This window comes from Flavobacterium sp. PLA-DH12, from assembly GCF_059511845.1.
This window is the reverse complement of sequence record NZ_JCAMPD010000007.1, coordinates 89,219-107,188: the sequence shown is the minus strand read 5'-3', so window position 1 is coordinate 107,188 and position 17,970 is coordinate 89,219. Positions and strand designations below refer to the sequence as shown.

Below are 17,970 nucleotides of genomic sequence, written 5' to 3'. Positions count from 1 at the left end.
CTAAAAGAGAATCAAATACTAATTTAAATCAAATTGCTTTTGAAACTTTTTAACATAAAAAAAACTCTTACTACAAATGTAGTAAGAGTTTTTAAATATTTGATTATGTGTAACTTAGTAATTCCACATATCTTGTTCAAAATTGCGAATTTTCTCTTTCACTCTTTCAGATTCTAACAACTGATTTTGTGCATTGTCTTTCATGTAATCACTAATTGCTCTGTCTCCATAAAGATTTTCTTCTTTGTAAACGACAGCGTTAAAGCGTCTTGAATTTAAAATCTGATCGAATGAAATTGGAAGAGCTGAATTGTTGTCATTGAACGCTTTTGCTTCATGCAGTGCTTCTCTGGCATTTGGGAAGAATACCCAAAACAATTCAATATAATCCTTTTCATCACTATTCATTGTATAAACGTCTGGAGTTACTGGACAAATTCCTAGCAAACGATATTTTAATTCACTTTGACGTTTATCAAAATACCAATATCCTTTAATTTTATACTGAGTAACATCTGCAGCCGTAAGATCTTGTTTCAAAATATATTCAGCAGGAACTGTTCTTGTTGGTCCAACTGTTTCTTCTACATAAGAAACTGATTTGTTTTTACCTTTACCAGAAACTACTTTTTTCTTCACAACACGTGATTTATAGTCATCAGGATATTGGTTGATCAACTCTCTACCTGCATCTGTTGTATCAATACGAGATAATGATCCTTCGATGTCTTTCATAGATTTTTTAGTGTTGAAATAACTATCAGTATATACTTCAGTAATTTTCCCACCTTTAATAGCTTTAGTTAAAACGTCGTAAAGAGAACGTCTGTTAGGACCAATATTAGCTGTATCTACCGGAAAATACATTGGAAAGTTGATTTTTTCATTTAAATCAATAATCTCCCATGTAGTTTTTCCCATCAAGATATCTCTATCATCTACATAACCATAAGCTAATGGCTTATCATTATCAGAGATTAATTGAGCAGGTGTTTTAAGTCCAATCTGTGCAGGTGTTTTAGCATTAAGCAAATTAGATTGCGCGTGAGAAGCAAAACCTCCAGCGATAGAAACAATAGCTATTAAAAAATTTCTTACTTTCATCGTCGTATCGTTATAAGATATTGAATGTAGTTTGCACTACTTTATTATTGTATTTCGTAAATTACTGGAGCAGTTCTTGGCAATAAATAACTACCAGCTCCAACAAGTTTAGTTTTAATTTCAGAAATAGTAACTTGGTCTCCTTTACCTGCTCTTGAAAGTACTTGTTTACATTGTGCATTCATTTTGTTTCCTGTAACAACAACTGTAGGCTGTCCAGCAATCTTCATATTGAATCCAACAACATCCAAACCAACTTCAAAATCAAAATCAAGAAGTTTCGCCCCAATAGTAGCAATCTCTAAGTTAGATTTAGGACCTTTAACAACTCCCATCTCACCTCTAATTGTTCCTGTTGGACCAGGAATACCTTTAATTCTAAATGTTTTCTTATCAGTAACTTTGTCACCGTTTGGTAAAGTACCTGTTACAGAAATTGTAGTTTCAGTACCTTGACCTGGGCTCATATTATATTTTCCTGGTTTTCCAGCTGAAGCTAATCCTGGAGCACTTGCAACAATTTTGTTTGCATCAACACCAGCGAAAGATACAGAGATTGGGTTAACAACTCCTCTATATACTACGTTCATTTTGTCTGCAGAAATTGTAGCTGCGTTTGGTCTTGGAACTACAACATATTTTCCAGAGAATTTTAAAGGAATATTTTTCCCATCCTCTAAGAAAGTAAATTGTCCGTTGATATCTTGTTCTCCAACTCCACCAGCAGTTAAAGAGATAACAGCTTGTCCGTTTACAATTTGTCCAGGACCTTGGAAAGAAGTTGGTGTAGTGTTTTCGTCATAACGACCTAAAACAACTTTACCAGTAACTTTTTCACCTTGGAAATAAGCGTTTTTATCTAAAACAACAATTGCTTGATAGTTGCTGTAAGAAGCAGCAGCAACCGCAGCTTTACCTAAAGCACTGTTGTAAACGTCAGTTTCAACTTTTTTAACATCATTTTGCCAAGCTGAAAGTTTAGCAGCAGATGCGATAGCAGGGAATCCTTTAAAGTGGTACGCTAAGTATTTTTCTTTAATTCCCTCTTTGTTTTTAACATCAGAAACATCAAATTTCTTTTCAACTTCCGCAATAATTGCAGCGTATTTTTTGTCTGTTCCTAAAGCAGCTTTAATGTCAGCTTTATATTTTTCGATTTTAGAAATAATTTCGTTACCTTTTTTAGTGTAACCGTCTCCTGTAAACCAGTCGTCGATATTATCTCCTCTATCCATAGATTCGTAAGGCATTTTTCCAGTTGCTTTATCAACTTCAAAACCTTTAACAGCCTGAGCTTTAAGAGTACCTATATAATCATAAAATTCTTTTGTAATTGTTTCAACTTTGTGAGCTGTTACTGCAGCAATAGCGAATTCTCCTTTTGCTTCAGCAGCTTTTTGATCTAAAGATGTTAATAAACCTGCATTTGTTTCTGTTGAAGTAGTGTTTGCACCTTCAAACTTCTCATTCATCAAACCAAAAGCAGAAATAACTTCTTTTGATACGTTCATTGCTAACATCGCGATGAAAACCAGATACATCAGGTTAATCATCTTCTGTCTAGGGGTTAATTTTCCTCCTGCCATTTTTTTCTAATTAGTTCTTTATTAATAAATTTAATATTAGTTAAAAACTAATTATCCTTTGTTACTCATTGCAGAAAGCATACCACCGTAAACACTGTTTAAAGAAGCAATGTTTGCAGTCATAGACGCCATTTGTTCTTTTAATTTAGAAGCGTTTTCAGCGATTTCTTTGTTAGCCTCAGCATTTCTAGAAGCGCTTTCTAATTGAACTTTATATAAGCTGTTTAATGATTCCATTTGAGCTGCTGCAACAGATAATTCTTCAGAATATTTCTTTTGTCCAGCGATTGAATCTACAGTTGGAGCAATTCCTTTAGCAGCAGATTCGAAGTTTTTGATGCTGTTTCCTAAACTTGACATTAATTCACCGTCAATTTTAGCTTCTTTTAATAATGTATCTAATTTTTGAGATAATAATCCTTGAGCGTCAGTTGGAGTTTCAGCTTTAGCTTTTTTCTCTCTAGCTTGTCCGTTAGCTAATTCTGGGTAAACTAGTGTCCAATCTAGTTCTTCTTCAACTGGTTCGAAAGCAGAAAGCGCGAAAATTAAAGCCTCAGTAACTAATCCTACTGAAAGCATAACTGTACCTGTTAATGGTCCAATCTCAAAGTGAGTAATTTTGAATAACGCTCCAACGATTACCACTGCCGCTCCCATACCATAAGCGAAATTCATTGCTTTTTTACTTAATAATGCCATAATACTTTTTTTTTAGGTTTAAAATAGATTTGTTGGATATTGATAAAATTATAAAATTACTTTTTTCTGTTTCCTGTAACTTGAGTACCCATGTAATCTTGTACAGTTCTGAATCCGATATAACTTCTTGCAGAATCAGCATATTCGTGGTCACGTGTACTTACCTGTAGGAAATAAGCAACGTCTTTCCAAGAACCACCTCGAACTACTTTTCTTTGGTTTTTACCATCAATTACGTTTGGATTCATTGTTGATACATATTCGTAAGCGTTTGGATTATAAGCCGAATCTGTCCACTCAGAAACATTTCCTGCCATATTGTATAATCCATAACCGTTTACATCGTATGATTTAGCTTCAACTGTATAAAGTGCTTCGTCAGCAGCGTAGTCTCCTCTACTAGGTTTGAAGTTTGCTAAGAAACAACCTCTATCACTCTTAGTATAAGGACCTCCCCATGGGTAAGTAGCAGACTCCAGACCTCCTCTAGCAGCATACTCCCATTCTGCCTCAGTTGGTAATCTGAAAGAGTTTACTAAGTCACGTCCTTTTTTCTTAGATTTAATGTAGCTGTTTTTGTTTAAAGTTCTCCAAGCACAGAATGCTTTAGCTTGTTTCCAAGTCACACCCACTACTGGATAATCTCCATAAGCTTTGTGCCAGAAATAATCATTATGCATTGGCTCATTATATGAGTAAGCAAAATCTTTAATCCAAACTGCAGTATCAGGATAAACATTTACCTGTTCAGTTTTTACGAAGTCACTTCTTTTTCCAACTTTAGCTTTTGCAGCAGCTTGAATATCCATCCAAGAATAACGGAATTTCAATTTATTTACGTCAATTGTTCTTAAACCATTGTATGATTCTTCAATTGGTAAATACATAGAATCCATTACTTCAGCGTAATACTCGTCTGGATAAGCTTTAGTATCTTTAATTAATTTTACTTTTCTGTTTAATTTTCTTCCAGCATATGGATCATCCTTTGTACCAACACTATAGTAGTTATCATACATGTATTTATCATAAGCTGTCATTTTTTCTGGATCAGAGTCGTTAAAAGCATAATCAGCAATACTTCCGCCTTTTTTACCTTTTCCATCAGTAGCTTTCTGTCCAGTTTCGTCGGCTAAGATCGCTAAACGAACTCTCATTGTAGAGTCTTTTACCCACTCCACAAATTGACGATACTCACTATTTGTAATCTCAGTTTCATCCATATAGAATGAACGAACAGTTACAGTTTTAGTTGGAGCATCTTCCACGTTAGCTAAATCAGCATCTGATTTACCCATAATAAAAGATCCACCCGGAACTAATGTCATTCCATAAGGCTTCTCGGGATGCCATTTCCCTCCTGTAACACCGACTAATTCACCTTTGTCACCAGACTTACCACAGCCGATTACTAGTGTTAACATTGCTGCAAATGCAATAAACTTCTTCATATAAATTTGGGATTATCTATTCATTATTAAAAGTCCGTAAACGTATTTATTATTTATCTAAAAAACAATACTACTTGCGAATTTATTTTACCGTTCAAAAATAATGTTAAATAAAATAAAAAAAAAATATTTTATCGATAAACTGTTCTAAAAAATCGATGTAAAACGTTAATTTTTATATATTAGAAAAATTTTCCTACTAATTAAATTTAACCTTTTTAAACAGGTTTCAAAATTTTAAGATTTCACTTAAATTTTCGTTCTATAATGCGTTTTTTCGTTGCGCTTTCCACCATCTTTCTGGCAATTCTTGATTGCAAGCCGACAAATATTCTTCGTAAGAACAAGGTAATAACGTATTTCTTTTCAATTTATTGTTGCCATTTGATTCATATGGAATTTCGATCCACCAACGGTCAGTTTTATCGCTTTTATAGAATATCAGTTCTTCATCTTCCAATGGAACTATATATTTTAAATAATTGGCCCTGCTTCCAAATGGATATTCTTTCGAGCGGTAATGATACCCCTCAATAAAATACCATACAATCTGAGAAATAATAGCCGATTCGGCCAATGTACTGTTATGATTGAATACTCCAAAAGAAGAAACTTTATCACTGATACCAGCATATCTAGCCAAAGCACAAATCTCTTTTCCATTAAATCCGTTTGGCTCAAATGTAACCATATTAGCTGAAGCAGAAGATTTTACAGAATTCAAATCTATGCTAACCAAGTCTGCATCTCTAAAAACTGGCTCTGCCAAAGTTATTTTATTAGAAATTTCACCCAATCTATAAGCATCAAAAAACAACTTTTCAATCAAGTCAATTTCTTCTTGTGAATTATAATAAGTTTGATATCCTATATTACAGTAATTAAAAAGATTGTTAGGCTCATCAATAATAATTTTTGTAAGGTAAGAGTTAGCAGAAACCGACTCATTTTCTTTACCAAAATCAAATTTATTATCTACTGCAACCAAATTAACCATCTGCTCTAAATCATCGTAAGCACGATACAAAGCATAGGTCAAATCCTGAGAACCTCCTAGGACTATAGGTATGACTTTATTCTTGATTAATGCAGCTGTAACTTTCTTTAATGCAAAATAAGTATCCTCTACAGAATCGCCTGCAAGTATATCTCCAAGGTCTGCTATCGAAGCATCCCAGTTACCTGGAAACATACTATAAAGCTTTTTACGTACAGCAGAAAGATTAACTTCGTTAATCATATTGATGTTTGTACGGTCTTCTAAAACACCAATTATAGCAATATTTATTTGCGCAATATCAGGAAACTGATCTTGAGTATGAAAAACTATTTTACTCCCAAGCTCTTGTGAAGACAGTCCTCCGACGAATCTTACAATTGCATCATTAACTGGTTCTAGAAAATCAAATTCCATCTATATTTATTTCTTTTTAGCAGCTGTTTTTTTAGCTGGAGCTTTTTTAGCTGTTGTTGTTTTAGCTGCAGTTTTCTTTGCAGGCGCTTTTTTCGCAGGTGCCTTAGCAGCAATCATTTCTTGAACTTGAGCCAGAGTCAATTTTGTTGCATCAACATCTTTACTTAATTCAATTTTGATTTTACCTTTAAGAATCACAGAACGTCCCCATCGGGCCTTCTCCACTACAATTCCTTCTTCTTCCCAGTTATGAATAACTTTATCAATGTTTTTCTGAAGTTTATCTTCAATCAATTCTTCAACATCAGCTTGAGAAAGATTATCAAAATTGTATTTCTTGCTCACATTAACAAAAAGTCCGTTCCATTTAATGAATGGTCCAAAACGCCCCACTCCTTTTTGAACAGCTTCTCCTTTGTAAACTGCAATTGGCGCATCAGCAAGTGCTTTTTCGTCAATTAATTCCTGAGCTCTTTCTTTAGAAACATTAAGCGGATCTTCTCCTCTTGGTAATGATATAAAAACACTTCCGTGACGAACATAAGGTCCATAACGGCCATTGTTTACTTCAACTTCTTCACCTTTATATTCTCCTAAACTTTTTGGAAGCAAGAACAAATTCAGAGCTTCTTCAAGTGTAATATTTCCAATATTCTGGTCTGCCATCAAGCTTGCAAACTTCTTATCTTCATCGTCTGCTTCTCCAATTTGAGCCATTGGACCAAATTTCCCTAGACGAACAGAAACTTGTCTTCCATCTGCATCTTTTCCTAAAATTCTTTCACCACTTTCACGTTCAGCATTTGCCTCAACTTCTTTTACATTTGGGTGAAATTTATTGTAGAAATCCTGCATCATTTTTGCCCAGTCAATATTTCCTTCGGCAATTTCATCAAAGTCTTGCTCAACTTTTGCAGTAAAATTATAATCTAGAATGTTTCCGAAATTCTTTACCAAGAAATCAGTAACAATAGTTCCGATATCTGTAGGAACCAATTTTCCTTTATCTGAACCTGTATTTTCTTTTAGAACTTTTTCTCCTACTTTACTGTTTTGCAAAGTAAGCTGTGTATAATTACGCTCTACACCTTCAAGAGTTCCTTTTTCAACATAATTTCTATTGATAATTGTAGAAATTGTTGGTGCATAAGTTGACGGACGTCCGATTCCAAGCTCCTCTAATTTTTTAACTAGAGATGCCTCAGTGTAACGTGCAGGCGGTCTTGAATATCGTTCTGTAGCTGTAATATAGTTATTTGCTAGTTTCTCATTTACTTTTAAAGCTGGAAGCATTCCTTCTTGCTCCTCTTCATCGTCATCATGACCTTCTAAATATACTTTTAAGAAACCTTCAAAAAGCAATACTTCTCCAGAAGCTGTAAAGATCTCGCTATGATTATCAGCCTCAATTTTTACGTTTGTTCTTTCAAGCTGTGCATCGCTCATTTGCGAAGCCAAAGTTCTTTTCCAGATCAAATCGTATAAACGAGCTTGGTCACGGTCAATATTTACCGTATGACGAGACATATCTGTCGGACGAATTGCTTCGTGCGCTTCTTGTGCTCCTTTACTTTTGTTAGCAAAAGTTCTCGGTTTAGAAAATTCTTTCCCGTACGATTTTATGATTTCTGCTTGTGCAGCATCCATTGCTTCTTTAGAAAGGTTTACGGAGTCGGTTCTCATATAAGTAATAAGCCCGGCTTCATATAAACGCTGTGCTAACTGCATGGTAATTCCAACTGGCAAGTATAATTTTCTTGCTGCTTCCTGCTGTAACGTAGAAGTTGTAAAAGGTGCTGTTGGAGATTTTTTGGTAGGTTTAGTTTCTAAATCGGCTACCTTATATTTAGAACCGATGTTTTGATTTAAGAAATCCTCGGCTTCTTTTTTAGTATTGAAGTTTTTTGGAAGTTTTGCTTTGAAAGCTTTTCCTGCTTCGTTTACAAATTCTGCAACAATAGAATAAGTTGCAACTGCATTGAAACTTTGTATTTCGCGTTCTCTTTCAACAATCAAACGCACAGAAACTGACTGTACACGACCCGCTGAAAGTCCTCCTTTAATTTTTCTCCATAAAACCGGAGATAATTCATAACCTACTAAACGATCTAAAACACGACGTGCCTGTTGTGCGTTTACTAAATTATAGTCAATTTCTCTTGGATTATCGATTGCTTTGAGAATCGCAGATTTTGTAATCTCATGAAAAACAATACGTTTAGTTTTTTTAGTATCCAGTTTTAATTCTTCCGCCAAGTGCCATGAAATAGCCTCTCCCTCGCGGTCCTCATCGGATGCTAACCAAACCGTTTCGGCATTTTTAGAAAGTGACTTCAGCTTCGTTACCAAGGCTTTTTTATCCGGAGAAACTTCATATTTAGGTTTAAAACCATTTTCTACATCTACTCCTATTTCCTTTGATGGTAAGTCTGCTATGTGTCCATAACTTGACTCCACCTGAAAATCACTCCCAAGAAATTTCTCGATCGTTTTCGCCTTTGCAGGTGACTCCACTATTACTAAATTCTTTGCCATTGCTCTATTTTTCTGCAACAAAAGTATTTATTTTTTTTAAATATTAACCTTACGAATGCATTTTTGAGGTATTTTGATATTATGAAACTTAAAATTGCAGATTTATCTGTAATAATCTCGATAATATATATAGGTATAACTTTTAGTGATTTTTAACCAAGAAATCCCTTTATTTTAGATTGCAGATTTTAGATTTTATATTTTTTGCCATTGAGTTTAAACTTTCGTCCAGTACATATCAATTGATAAAACAACGCATAATCTACAATCTAAAATCTGCAATCTAAAATTTTTAAAACATTGTTAATTCTTTATCTGACATCTTGTCATATTAGATTCAATTACCCTATCTTTGCACTTTGAATTTTTACAATGGAAAAGATTATTGAAGAAAGCAAACAGGGTGAAAGTCTTGTTTTGGAAAATAAACCTGAGAATACTAAAAAACTATTTATAGAAAGTTACGGCTGTGCGATGAATTTTTCGGACAGTGAAGTCGTAGCTTCCATTTTGTCTGACGGAGGTTATAATACCACTTCTGTTTTAGAAGAAGCCGATTTGGTTTTGGTAAACACTTGTTCTATTAGAGATAAAGCAGAGCAAACTATTCGCAAACGTCTAGAAAAATACAACGCTGTAAAACGTACGAATCCGAAAATGAAAGTGGGCGTTTTGGGCTGTATGGCAGAACGTTTGAAAAGTCAGTTTTTAGAAGAAGAAAAAATAGTTGATCTTGTGGTTGGACCCGATGCTTATAAAGATCTTCCGAATTTATTGGCAGAAGTTGAAGAAGGCCGTGACGCCATTAATGTAATTTTATCAAAAGAAGAAACATACGGAGACATTTCGCCTGTCCGTTTAATGAGCAACGGAATCACAGCTTTGGTTTCGATCACTCGTGGATGCGATAATATGTGTACATTCTGCGTTGTACCGTTTACACGCGGACGTGAGCGTAGTCGTGAGCCTCAAAGCATCATGAATGAAATTAAAGATCTTTGGGAAAAAGGCTTTAAAGAAATTACACTTTTAGGACAAAACGTTGACAGTTACCTTTGGTACGGAGGCGGATTGAAAAAAGATTTTGTAAACGCTTCTGAAATGCAAAAAGCAACTGCCGTTGATTTTGATCAGTTGCTAGAGATGGTTGCTGTTGGTTTTCCAAAAATGCGTATTCGATTTTCGACTTCAAATCCGCAGGATATGCATGAGAGCATTCTGCATGTTATTGCAAAATATCCAAATATCTGCAAACATATTCACTTACCGGTTCAGTCTGGAAGTAATAGAATTTTAAAAGAAATGAATCGTTTGCACTCTCGTGAAGAATACATGGCTTTGATTGACAAAATTAGAGCAATTGTTCCAGATGCTTCGATCTCTCAAGATATGATTGCTGGTTTCCCAACAGAAACAGAGCAAGATCACCAAGACACTTTAAGTTTAATGGAATACGTAAAATATAATTTCGGTTATATGTATTCGTATTCTGAACGTCCTGGAACTTTGGCTGGAAGAAAAATGAAAGATGATGTCGAGGAAGAAACTAAAGCAAGAAGATTACAAGAAATTGTCGATTTACAGCAAAAGCATGCTTGGTTTAGAAGTGAAGAATTCGTTGGAAAAACAGTTGAAGTTTTAGTCGAGAAAGTTTCTAAGAAATCTAAAGACGAATTCTCCGGAAGAAATTCTCAGAGTATAACAGTTGTTTTTCCAAAAGAGAATTATAAAATTGGAGATTTCGTAAACGTAAAAATCACAAGCTGCACTAGCGGAACTTTAAAAGGTGAAGCCGTTGGACTAAGTAGCATGAATTAATTTTTTCGCCACGAATTTCACCAATTTACACGAATTTTCTTTCAAAAACTTCTATAGATTTGTTTTAAAAAACAAAGATGGAATTATATAGAAAAGAAGAATACTATAAAATTGTTGGAATTTGCATGGAAGTTCATAGAATATTAGGTGGTGGTCTATTGGAAATTGTTTACAAAGATGCATTAGAATATGAGTTTAAAAAACATAATATCCCCTATGAACGTGAAAAAGAATACGATATTCAATACAAAGAAATTGTTTTAGCACATAAATTTTATGCCGATTTTGTAGTTTATGACGAAATCATTTTAGAAGTAAAAGCATCAAAAGAAATAGCTGATGAATATATCGCCCAAACAATAAATTATTTAAAATTAGCTGATAGTGATTTAGGAATCGTTAATTTTAACAAAAAGACATTACAACACAAAAGAGTTATTCATTGACCACTTTCAAGAATTTGTGAAATTCGAGAAATTCGTGGCAAAAGATAAAATCTAATATGGAAACAGTTCAAGCAATAAAACAGCGATTTGAAATTATCGGAAATGATCCGAAATTAAATCGCGCCATTGAAAAAGCCATTCAGGTTGCTCCAACTGATATTTCGGTTATGGTAACTGGGGAAAGTGGTGTTGGTAAAGAAAATATTCCTAGAATTATACATTCGCTTTCGCATAGAAAGCATGGTAAATATATTGCCGTAAACTGCGGTGCAATTCCGGAAGGAACAATTGACAGTGAACTTTTTGGTCACGAAAAAGGTGCGTTTACAGGCGCGACAAGTACTCGTGAAGGTTATTTTGAAGTGGCCGATGGCGGAACAATTTTTCTCGATGAAGTTGGTGAATTGCCACTGACTACTCAAGTAAGATTACTTCGTGTACTTGAAAATGGTGAATTTATAAAAGTAGGTTCCTCTCAGGTTCAAAAAACGAATGTGAGAATAGTTGCGGCAACCAACGTGAATTTATTTAATGCTATTGAAAAAGGTAAATTCCGTGAGGATTTATACTATCGTTTAAGTACGGTTGAAATTACATTACCACCTTTACGCGAAAGAAATGACGATATTCATTTATTGTTCAGAAAATTTGTGGCCGATTTTGCTCACAAATACAAAATGCCGCCTTTAAGACTGGACGATGATGCCGTTCAGCTTTTACAAAAATTCAGATGGAGCGGAAATATTCGTCAGCTTCGAAATGTAGCTGAGCAGATTTCTGTTTTAGAAACCAATCGCGACATTAGTCTTGCTACTTTACAATCTTACTTGCCAGCTGAAGGAAGCAATTTGCCTTCTGTTATCAACGACAGTAAAAAAGAAAGTGACTTTAGCACAGAAAGAGACATTTTGTACAAAGTGCTTTTTGATATGAGAAGCGATTTGAACGACTTGAAAAAACTGACTTTAGAGTTGATGAAAAATGGTACATCTAAAGTACAAGATATTAATCCGAATCTAATTCAGAAAATATACGGAAATCAGCAAAACGACAGCGAAATTGATTTTGAAGAAGAACCAAGAACTGCTGTTATGACAGCGCCTACTGTTCGAGAAGACAATTATCAGATGCAAGATGACAATTACTTGTTTGCTGAAACTATCGAGGAAGAAGAAGTTTTACGTTTAGAGCAAAAGGAAATCGAAATGATCAAAAAATCATTAGAAAAAAACAAAGGAAAACGTAAAGCTGCGGCAGATGAACTAGGTATTTCTGAAAGAACTTTGTATCGTAAAATCAAGCAATTCGATCTATAAAAATAATTAAATTACAATTTCGAAATTCCAAATTCCAATTATCTATATTTGGAGCAATTGGAATTTGAAATTTAAAAATTGGGATTTCCTCTTAAATATTATGAAAAAAATATATTCTCTTTTTGCACTTTTAAGCCTTTTTATGTTGAGTGGCTGTTCTGTTTATAACTTTACAGGAACTGGAAAAATCGATGCTAAAACATTTCAAGTTAACTTCTTTCAGAATAATGCCGATTTAATTGAACCTGGAATCGATAGAACTTTTACCTTGGCTTTGCAGGATTTGATTATGAATCAAACCAATTTAAACTTAGTCAGTAATGGAGGTGATTTGGTTTATGAAGGAGAAATTACAGATTACAGAATTACTCCAATGACAGCAACTGCTGATCAGCAGGCTGCTCAAAACCGTTTATCGATTCGTGTCAATGTTCGTTTTATGAATAAAAAGAAAGAAACAGATGATTTTGAGAAATCTTTTGAATTCTATTACGACTTCCCAGGAAGAGACTTACCAACAGGATCTGTTTTAAGTGAAGCAATTAGAGTTATTTTTGAAAGAATTACACAAGATATCTTTAATGAGTCATTAGCAAAATGGTAGTTTTGCTTGTTTGTTTAATCGTTAAATCGTAAAACCGTTTAGTCGATAAAACAGCCAAAAACAAATAAACGATTAAACAATTAACCGATTAAACCAAAAATAAAGAATGAACGTTAGCGATTATACCTACTTAATGAACAAACCCGATGCTATTACTGAAAAGCAGGCGGATGCATTAGGCAGTGTTTTGAATGAATTTCCGTATTTTCAAAGTGCACGCGCATTGCGATTAAAAGGACTTTACAATCAAAACAGTTTTAAGTATAATTATGCTTTAAAGGTAACAGCAGCGCATACTGCTGATCGTTCTGTTCTATTTGATTTTATTACTTCTGAAGCTTTCACTTCTATTCAGAATGATTTCTATGAACAAAAATTGAGAGATCTTCTTGAAATTACAGTTTTTGACAGCGAAATCATTTCGCCTGAACAAATTCAGAAAGCTATTGAAATAAAAACAGACGTTGAAGAACAAGCTGTTTCTGAAATAACAAAAGAAACACCAATTTCTACTATAGAAACTCCTTCATTTATAAAAATCGAAGAGCCAATTAAAATGCAGGAACCAGTAAAAGCGGAAGAACCTGTCATTGTTGAAGAACCTAAAAAAGTTCCTGAAATTGACCCTTCTATTTTTCTGGCTATAAAAGAAGCACATTCTGTTACTTTTGAAAAACCAATTATAATAGAAGAGCCTAAAAAACTTCCAGAAATAGATCCGTCTATTTTTCTAGCTATTAAAGAAGCGCATTCAGTTAGTTTTGAAAAACCAGTAATCGAAACAGAAAATAAAATTAATGCTGTCGATTCAGTCTCAAATATTGAGGAAGAAAATGAAATTTTATCAGAAGAAGAACCAATAAAAACAGAGGAGCCTAAAATAGACCGTATTGAAAACTCTATTTTAAGCTCTATTAAAGTTTCTGAAACTCCTTCCATAACTGAACCTGAATCTATAATTACAGTCGAAGAGCATAAATTTGATCGTATTGAAAATTCTATTTTAAGTTCGATTAAAGAATCAGAAGCCGCAACTGCTGAACAATCTGCAAAAGCTGAGGAAATAAAAGCTGAACCTATTATAGAAGAGCCTATTTTAAATTCGGTTGAAGAAGACGAAGATGATAGCGTTATCGAAGAAATGATTATTCCAGAATTTAAAATGAATTCTGTTGAGCGATCTATTCTTTCTTCGATTAAAGAAGCTGAAACAAAAAAACCTGAAGAACCAAAAGAAGCAGCTCACGAGGTTATCAAAGCTGAGGATAGCGAAGAAGATAAAGAAGAAGAGATTAGAGAAGAAAATGAGGAGCCGATCGAAGAAATAATCGAAGAAGAAGAGCCTAATGAACCTGCAAAAACAGCTGCAGAACATTTAGAAATTGGAAAACCTTTGGATTTTTCTCTTAGCGAAAAACATTCGTTCCAAGAATGGCTTCAATTATCTCGAACAGAACCAATTGACCGCTCAAACGAACTTTCTCCAGAAGAACAAGCTAAAATTGAAGCTGCTAAAGAAGAAGAAAGGCAAAAGAAAGCTGAAATTATCGATAAATTTATCGAAACCAATCCGAAAATATCTCCAATTAAACCTGGAACAAGTGCTCCAGTAGTTCAAATTGAGGCCACTATAGAGGACAATTCGTATTTAATGACCGAGACTTTGGCCAGAGTATATCTGGAACAAAAGAAATATACAAAAGCAATTCAAGCTTATGAAATATTAATTTTGAAATATCCAGAAAAAATTACTTTCTTTGCAGACCGCATATCGGATATAAAGATTTTACAACAAAATAACAATAACAATAATTAAGTAATGAGCACATTTTCAATTTTTTTAGTTTTAATCACAATAGTTTGTTTTCTATTGATCGTAGTTATCATGGTACAAAACCCTAAAGGAGGCGGATTGTCTTCTACAATCAGCGGAACGCAGATGTTAGGTGGAGTACAAAAAACAACTGACTTTTTAGACAAAAGTACTTGGACTTTGGCTACTGTTTTAATTGTGCTAATTTTACTTTCAAGCTTAAGCTTCTCTGGATCTTTAAGCGATACTGAATCTAAAATTATTGATAAAACTGAAGCTCCTGTAAATGCACCTGCAGCTCCAGCACAAGGAACTACTCCTGCGCCTGCAACACCTGCACCAGCAAAATAAAAAGTAGCTCGATATACAATCTAATGCCAGCCTGTCAAAGCTGGCATTTTTTTTAAGAAATAATGTCAGTTTTTCTAGCATGGCACAGTTTCTGAAAGTTTATAGAACAGAAAAAAACGTATAACTTATAATAATATAAAATCATGGCTTTAAACATTAAACCGCTTTCAGACCGCGTACTTATTGAGCCTGTTGCAGCTGAAACTAAAACTGCCTCAGGTATTTTTATTCCTGATACTGCCAAAGAGAAACCTCAAAAAGGAACTGTAGTTGCAGTTGGAAACGGAACTAAAGATCACACTATGACTGTAAAAGTTGGAGATACTGTTCTTTACGGTAAATATGCAGGTACTGAATTAAAATTAGAAGGTACTGATTATCTAATCATGCGCGAGGATGACATTTTAGCGATTATCTAAAGATTGCTGTAAGCCGTAAGCTTTAAGCTATAAGCTTTCACAAAATGCCTATAGCCTACTGTTTAAAGCTTAAAGCTAATAAAAAAATGAGAGATTTTAAAAAATATGACATTTGGCAGCTGAGTCATTCTTTCACTTTAGAAATCTATAAAATAACTTCTCTTTTCCCAAAAGAAGAATTATATGGATTAACAAGTCAGATTAGAAGGGCATCTTCCTCAATCCCGACTAATATTAGTGAAGGATGCGGAAGAAATAGCGACAAAGAGTTCAATCAATTTCTCAACATTGCTTTAGGTTCTGCAAATGAAACCGAATATCTTTTGATTTTAGCTAAAGATTTACAATATCTAAATAATGAAATTGCAGAAAATCAAATAGAAAAAATCAACAGTATAAAAAGCAAAATTTACAAATTAAAACAAGTATTAGTTCAGCAATAAGCTGTAAGCCATAGGCAATAAGCACTATGCTGTAACTGAAACCCACAGTAGAAAAGCCTAAAGCTTAAAGCCTACTGTGTAAAGCATAAAAAAAATTATTAACAGCAGTAGAAAAAGCCTAAAGCTTAAAGCCTACTGCCTAAAGCAAATAATAAAAATGGCAAAAGATATAAAATTTGATATTGAAGCACGTGACGGTTTAAAACGTGGTGTTGATGCATTAGCAAATGCTGTAAAAGTAACTCTTGGACCAAAAGGTCGTAACGTAATTATCGGAAAATCATTTGGTGGACCAACTGTTACTAAAGATGGTGTTTCTGTTGCAAAAGAAATCGAATTAAAAGACGCACTAGAAAATATGGGTGCGCAAATGGTAAAAGAAGTTGCTTCTAAAACTAATGATTTAGCTGGAGACGGAACTACAACTGCTACAGTTTTAGCTCAAGCTATCGTAAAAGAAGGACTTAAAAATGTTGCTGCAGGTGCAAATCCAATGGATCTGAAACGCGGTATCGACAAAGCGGTTGAAACTATCGTAGCTGACTTAGCAAAACAAGCTAAAGTGGTTGGAAGTGATTCTGACAAAATCAAACAAATTGCTTCTATCTCTGCTAACAATGACGAAGTTATTGGTGAATTAATCGCTACAGCTTTCGCTAAAGTTGGAAAAGAAGGTGTTATCACTGTAGAAGAAGCTAAAGGAACTGATACTTTCGTTGATGTTGTTGAAGGAATGCAGTTTGACAGAGGATACCTTTCTCCTTACTTTGTAACAAACCCAGAGAAAATGGAAGTTGAATTAGATTCTCCTTACATTTTATTATACGACAAAAAAGTATCTTCTTTAAAAGAATTACTTCCGGTTTTAGAGCCAGTTGCTCAATCAGGAAAACCATTATTGATTATTGCTGAAGATGTAGACGGAGAAGCTCTTTCTACATTAGTAGTAAACAAATTAAGAGGTGCTCTTAAAATTGCTGCTGTAAAAGCTCCAGGTTTTGGAGACAGAAGAAAAGCAATGTTAGAAGATATCGCAATCTTAACTGGTGGAACTGTAATTTCTGAAGAAAGAGGTTATACTCTTGAAAATACAACTATCGAAATGTTAGGAAACGCAAAAAGAGTTTCTATCGATAAAGACAATACAACTATCGTAAGCGGTGCTGGTGAAGCTGATATTATCAAAAACAGAGTAAATCAAATTAAAGGTCAGATGGAAACTACTACATCTGATTACGATAAAGAAAAATTACAAGAGCGTCTAGCTAAACTAGCTGGTGGTGTTGCTGTTCTTTACGTTGGTGCTGCTTCTGAAGTTGAAATGAAAGAGAAAAAAGACAGAGTTGATGATGCTTTACATGCAACTCGTGCTGCTGTAGAAGAAGGAATCGTTGCTGGTGGTGGTGTAGCTTTATTAAGAGCTAAACTTGCTTTAGCTGATTTAAAAGCTGACAACGCTGATGAAGCTACAGGAATTCAAATCGTTTCTCGTGCTGTTGAAGCTCCATTAAGAACTATCGTTGAAAACGCTGGTCTTGAAGGTTCTGTTGTTGTAGCTAAAGTTTCTGAAGGTTCAGGTGATTTTGGATACAATGCAAAAACTGACGAATATGTAGATATGCTTACTGCTGGAATTATCGATCCTAAAAAAGTAACTCGTGTAGCCCTTGAAAACGCTGCATCTGTTTCTGGAATGATCTTAACTACAGAATGTGCATTAATTGATATTAAAGAAGAAAATGCCGGAGGCGGAATGCCAATGGGTGGCGGAATGCCAGGAATGATGTAATTCATTCTCTTCTTAAAAATTAAAAGCGCTGGATTTACTTCTAGCGCTTTTTTTTTGTTTTGTTCGCCACGAATTCACGAATTATTTTTTCAAATCTGTGTGTTTATTTTTTGCCACAGATTTCACTGATTTAATGGATTTTCCAAGCTTTATCTATAATTTTTTCCACGCAGATTTTACTG

15 protein-coding genes are annotated in these 17,970 nt (G+C 34.3%); 9 read left to right on the top strand and 6 right to left on the bottom strand.

Translation table 11 applies throughout. From position 1 onward, the window contains the following. Positions 1-114 precede the first annotated feature (114 nt). The 6 genes from porN to topA form a co-directional block, all read right to left on the bottom strand. Positions 115-1,104: a type IX secretion system ring subunit PorN/GldN gene (gene porN, locus AC5ZCW_RS14955; RefSeq protein WP_177210776.1), complete on the bottom strand. Its 990-nt coding sequence runs from the start codon at positions 1,102-1,104 to the stop codon at positions 115-117. A gap of 44 nt (positions 1,105-1,148) precedes the next feature. Further along, complete coding sequence (gene porM / locus AC5ZCW_RS14950) at positions 1,149-2,690, bottom strand: type IX secretion system motor protein PorM/GldM (RefSeq protein ID WP_281631285.1); 1,542 nt, start codon at positions 2,688-2,690, stop codon at positions 1,149-1,151. 51 nt (positions 2,691-2,741) lie between these two features. Then, a complete protein-coding gene (gene porL / locus AC5ZCW_RS14945; RefSeq protein WP_008467092.1) occupies positions 2,742-3,389 on the bottom strand; it encodes a type IX secretion system motor protein PorL/GldL in 648 nt (215 codons plus the stop codon). Between the two features lie 56 nt (positions 3,390-3,445). Continuing rightward, positions 3,446-4,840 (bottom strand): T9SS ring complex lipoprotein PorK/GldK, encoded by a 1,395-nt coding sequence (gene porK / locus AC5ZCW_RS14940; RefSeq protein WP_095928630.1) that lies wholly within the window; start codon positions 4,838-4,840, stop codon positions 3,446-3,448. 262 nt (positions 4,841-5,102) lie between these two features. Further along, positions 5,103-6,254 (bottom strand): formimidoylglutamase, encoded by a 1,152-nt coding sequence (locus AC5ZCW_RS14935; protein ID WP_496120702.1) that lies wholly within the window; start codon positions 6,252-6,254, stop codon positions 5,103-5,105. 6 nt (positions 6,255-6,260) lie between these two features. Beyond that, positions 6,261-8,789: a type I DNA topoisomerase gene (gene topA / locus AC5ZCW_RS14930; RefSeq protein WP_496120701.1), complete on the bottom strand. Its 2,529-nt coding sequence runs from the start codon at positions 8,787-8,789 to the stop codon at positions 6,261-6,263. 372 nt (positions 8,790-9,161) lie between these two features. Between topA and miaB the strand changes: the two genes are divergently transcribed. The 9 genes from miaB (at position 9,162) to groL (ending at position 17,788) form a co-directional block, all read left to right on the top strand. Continuing rightward, positions 9,162-10,607, top strand: a complete 1,446-nt coding sequence (gene miaB, locus AC5ZCW_RS14925; RefSeq protein ID WP_496120700.1) for a tRNA (N6-isopentenyl adenosine(37)-C2)-methylthiotransferase MiaB — start codon at positions 9,162-9,164, stop codon at positions 10,605-10,607. 77 nt (positions 10,608-10,684) lie between these two features. After that, entirely contained in the window at positions 10,685-11,053 is a 369-nt protein-coding gene (locus tag AC5ZCW_RS14920; protein WP_496120699.1) for a GxxExxY protein, read from the top strand. 56 nt (positions 11,054-11,109) lie between these two features. Further along, the gene (locus AC5ZCW_RS14915) at positions 11,110-12,369 is read left to right on the top strand and encodes a sigma-54 interaction domain-containing protein (RefSeq protein ID WP_496120698.1); all 1,260 of its coding nucleotides are present in this window, start codon (positions 11,110-11,112) and stop codon (positions 12,367-12,369) included. 100 nt (positions 12,370-12,469) lie between these two features. Next, the gene (locus AC5ZCW_RS14910; RefSeq protein ID WP_177210782.1) at positions 12,470-12,973 is read left to right on the top strand and encodes an LptE family protein; all 504 of its coding nucleotides are present in this window, start codon (positions 12,470-12,472) and stop codon (positions 12,971-12,973) included. 106 nt (positions 12,974-13,079) lie between these two features. After that, a complete protein-coding gene (locus AC5ZCW_RS14905) occupies positions 13,080-14,789 on the top strand; it encodes a tetratricopeptide repeat protein (protein ID WP_496120697.1) in 1,710 nt (569 codons plus the stop codon). Positions 14,790-14,792: 3 nt separating this feature from the next. Further along, positions 14,793-15,137, top strand: a complete 345-nt coding sequence (gene secG / locus AC5ZCW_RS14900; RefSeq protein ID WP_177210784.1) for a preprotein translocase subunit SecG — start codon at positions 14,793-14,795, stop codon at positions 15,135-15,137. Between the two features lie 143 nt (positions 15,138-15,280). Further along, the gene (locus AC5ZCW_RS14895) at positions 15,281-15,556 is read left to right on the top strand and encodes a co-chaperone GroES (RefSeq protein ID WP_008467105.1); all 276 of its coding nucleotides are present in this window, start codon (positions 15,281-15,283) and stop codon (positions 15,554-15,556) included. An 86-nt stretch (positions 15,557-15,642) separates the two neighbouring features. Beyond that, positions 15,643-15,999 (top strand): four helix bundle protein, encoded by a 357-nt coding sequence (locus AC5ZCW_RS14890; protein ID WP_343542915.1) that lies wholly within the window; start codon positions 15,643-15,645, stop codon positions 15,997-15,999. Between the two features lie 157 nt (positions 16,000-16,156). After that, positions 16,157-17,788 carry a chaperonin GroEL gene (gene groL / locus AC5ZCW_RS14885; protein WP_095928620.1) on the top strand — a complete coding sequence of 544 codons (1,632 nt, stop codon included), beginning with the start codon at positions 16,157-16,159 and terminating at the stop codon, positions 17,786-17,788. The last annotated feature ends 182 nt before the right edge of the window (positions 17,789-17,970 follow it).

Excerpts from the sequence above, each read along its gene's own strand:
- porN (WP_177210776.1), bottom strand. The coding sequence starts at position 1,104 with ATGAAAGTAAGAAATTTTTTAATAGCTATTGTTTCTATCGCTGGAGGT.
- porM (WP_281631285.1), bottom strand. The coding sequence starts at position 2,690 with ATGGCAGGAGGAAAATTAACCCCTAGACAGAAGATGATTAACCTGATG.
- porL (WP_008467092.1), bottom strand. The coding sequence starts at position 3,389 with ATGGCATTATTAAGTAAAAAAGCAATGAATTTCGCTTATGGTATGGGA.
- porK (WP_095928630.1), bottom strand. The coding sequence starts at position 4,840 with ATGAAGAAGTTTATTGCATTTGCAGCAATGTTAACACTAGTAATCGGC.
- AC5ZCW_RS14935 (WP_496120702.1), bottom strand. The coding sequence starts at position 6,254 with ATGGAATTTGATTTTCTAGAACCAGTTAATGATGCAATTGTAAGATTC.
- topA (WP_496120701.1), bottom strand. The coding sequence starts at position 8,789 with ATGGCAAAGAATTTAGTAATAGTGGAGTCACCTGCAAAGGCGAAAACG.
- miaB (WP_496120700.1), top strand. The coding sequence starts at position 9,162 with ATGGAAAAGATTATTGAAGAAAGCAAACAGGGTGAAAGTCTTGTTTTG.
- AC5ZCW_RS14920 (WP_496120699.1), top strand. The coding sequence starts at position 10,685 with ATGGAATTATATAGAAAAGAAGAATACTATAAAATTGTTGGAATTTGC.
- AC5ZCW_RS14915 (WP_496120698.1), top strand. The coding sequence starts at position 11,110 with ATGGAAACAGTTCAAGCAATAAAACAGCGATTTGAAATTATCGGAAAT.
- AC5ZCW_RS14910 (WP_177210782.1), top strand. The coding sequence starts at position 12,470 with ATGAAAAAAATATATTCTCTTTTTGCACTTTTAAGCCTTTTTATGTTG.
- AC5ZCW_RS14905 (WP_496120697.1), top strand. The coding sequence starts at position 13,080 with ATGAACGTTAGCGATTATACCTACTTAATGAACAAACCCGATGCTATT.
- secG (WP_177210784.1), top strand. The coding sequence starts at position 14,793 with ATGAGCACATTTTCAATTTTTTTAGTTTTAATCACAATAGTTTGTTTT.
- AC5ZCW_RS14895 (WP_008467105.1), top strand. The coding sequence starts at position 15,281 with ATGGCTTTAAACATTAAACCGCTTTCAGACCGCGTACTTATTGAGCCT.
- AC5ZCW_RS14890 (WP_343542915.1), top strand. The coding sequence starts at position 15,643 with ATGAGAGATTTTAAAAAATATGACATTTGGCAGCTGAGTCATTCTTTC.
- groL (WP_095928620.1), top strand. The coding sequence starts at position 16,157 with ATGGCAAAAGATATAAAATTTGATATTGAAGCACGTGACGGTTTAAAA.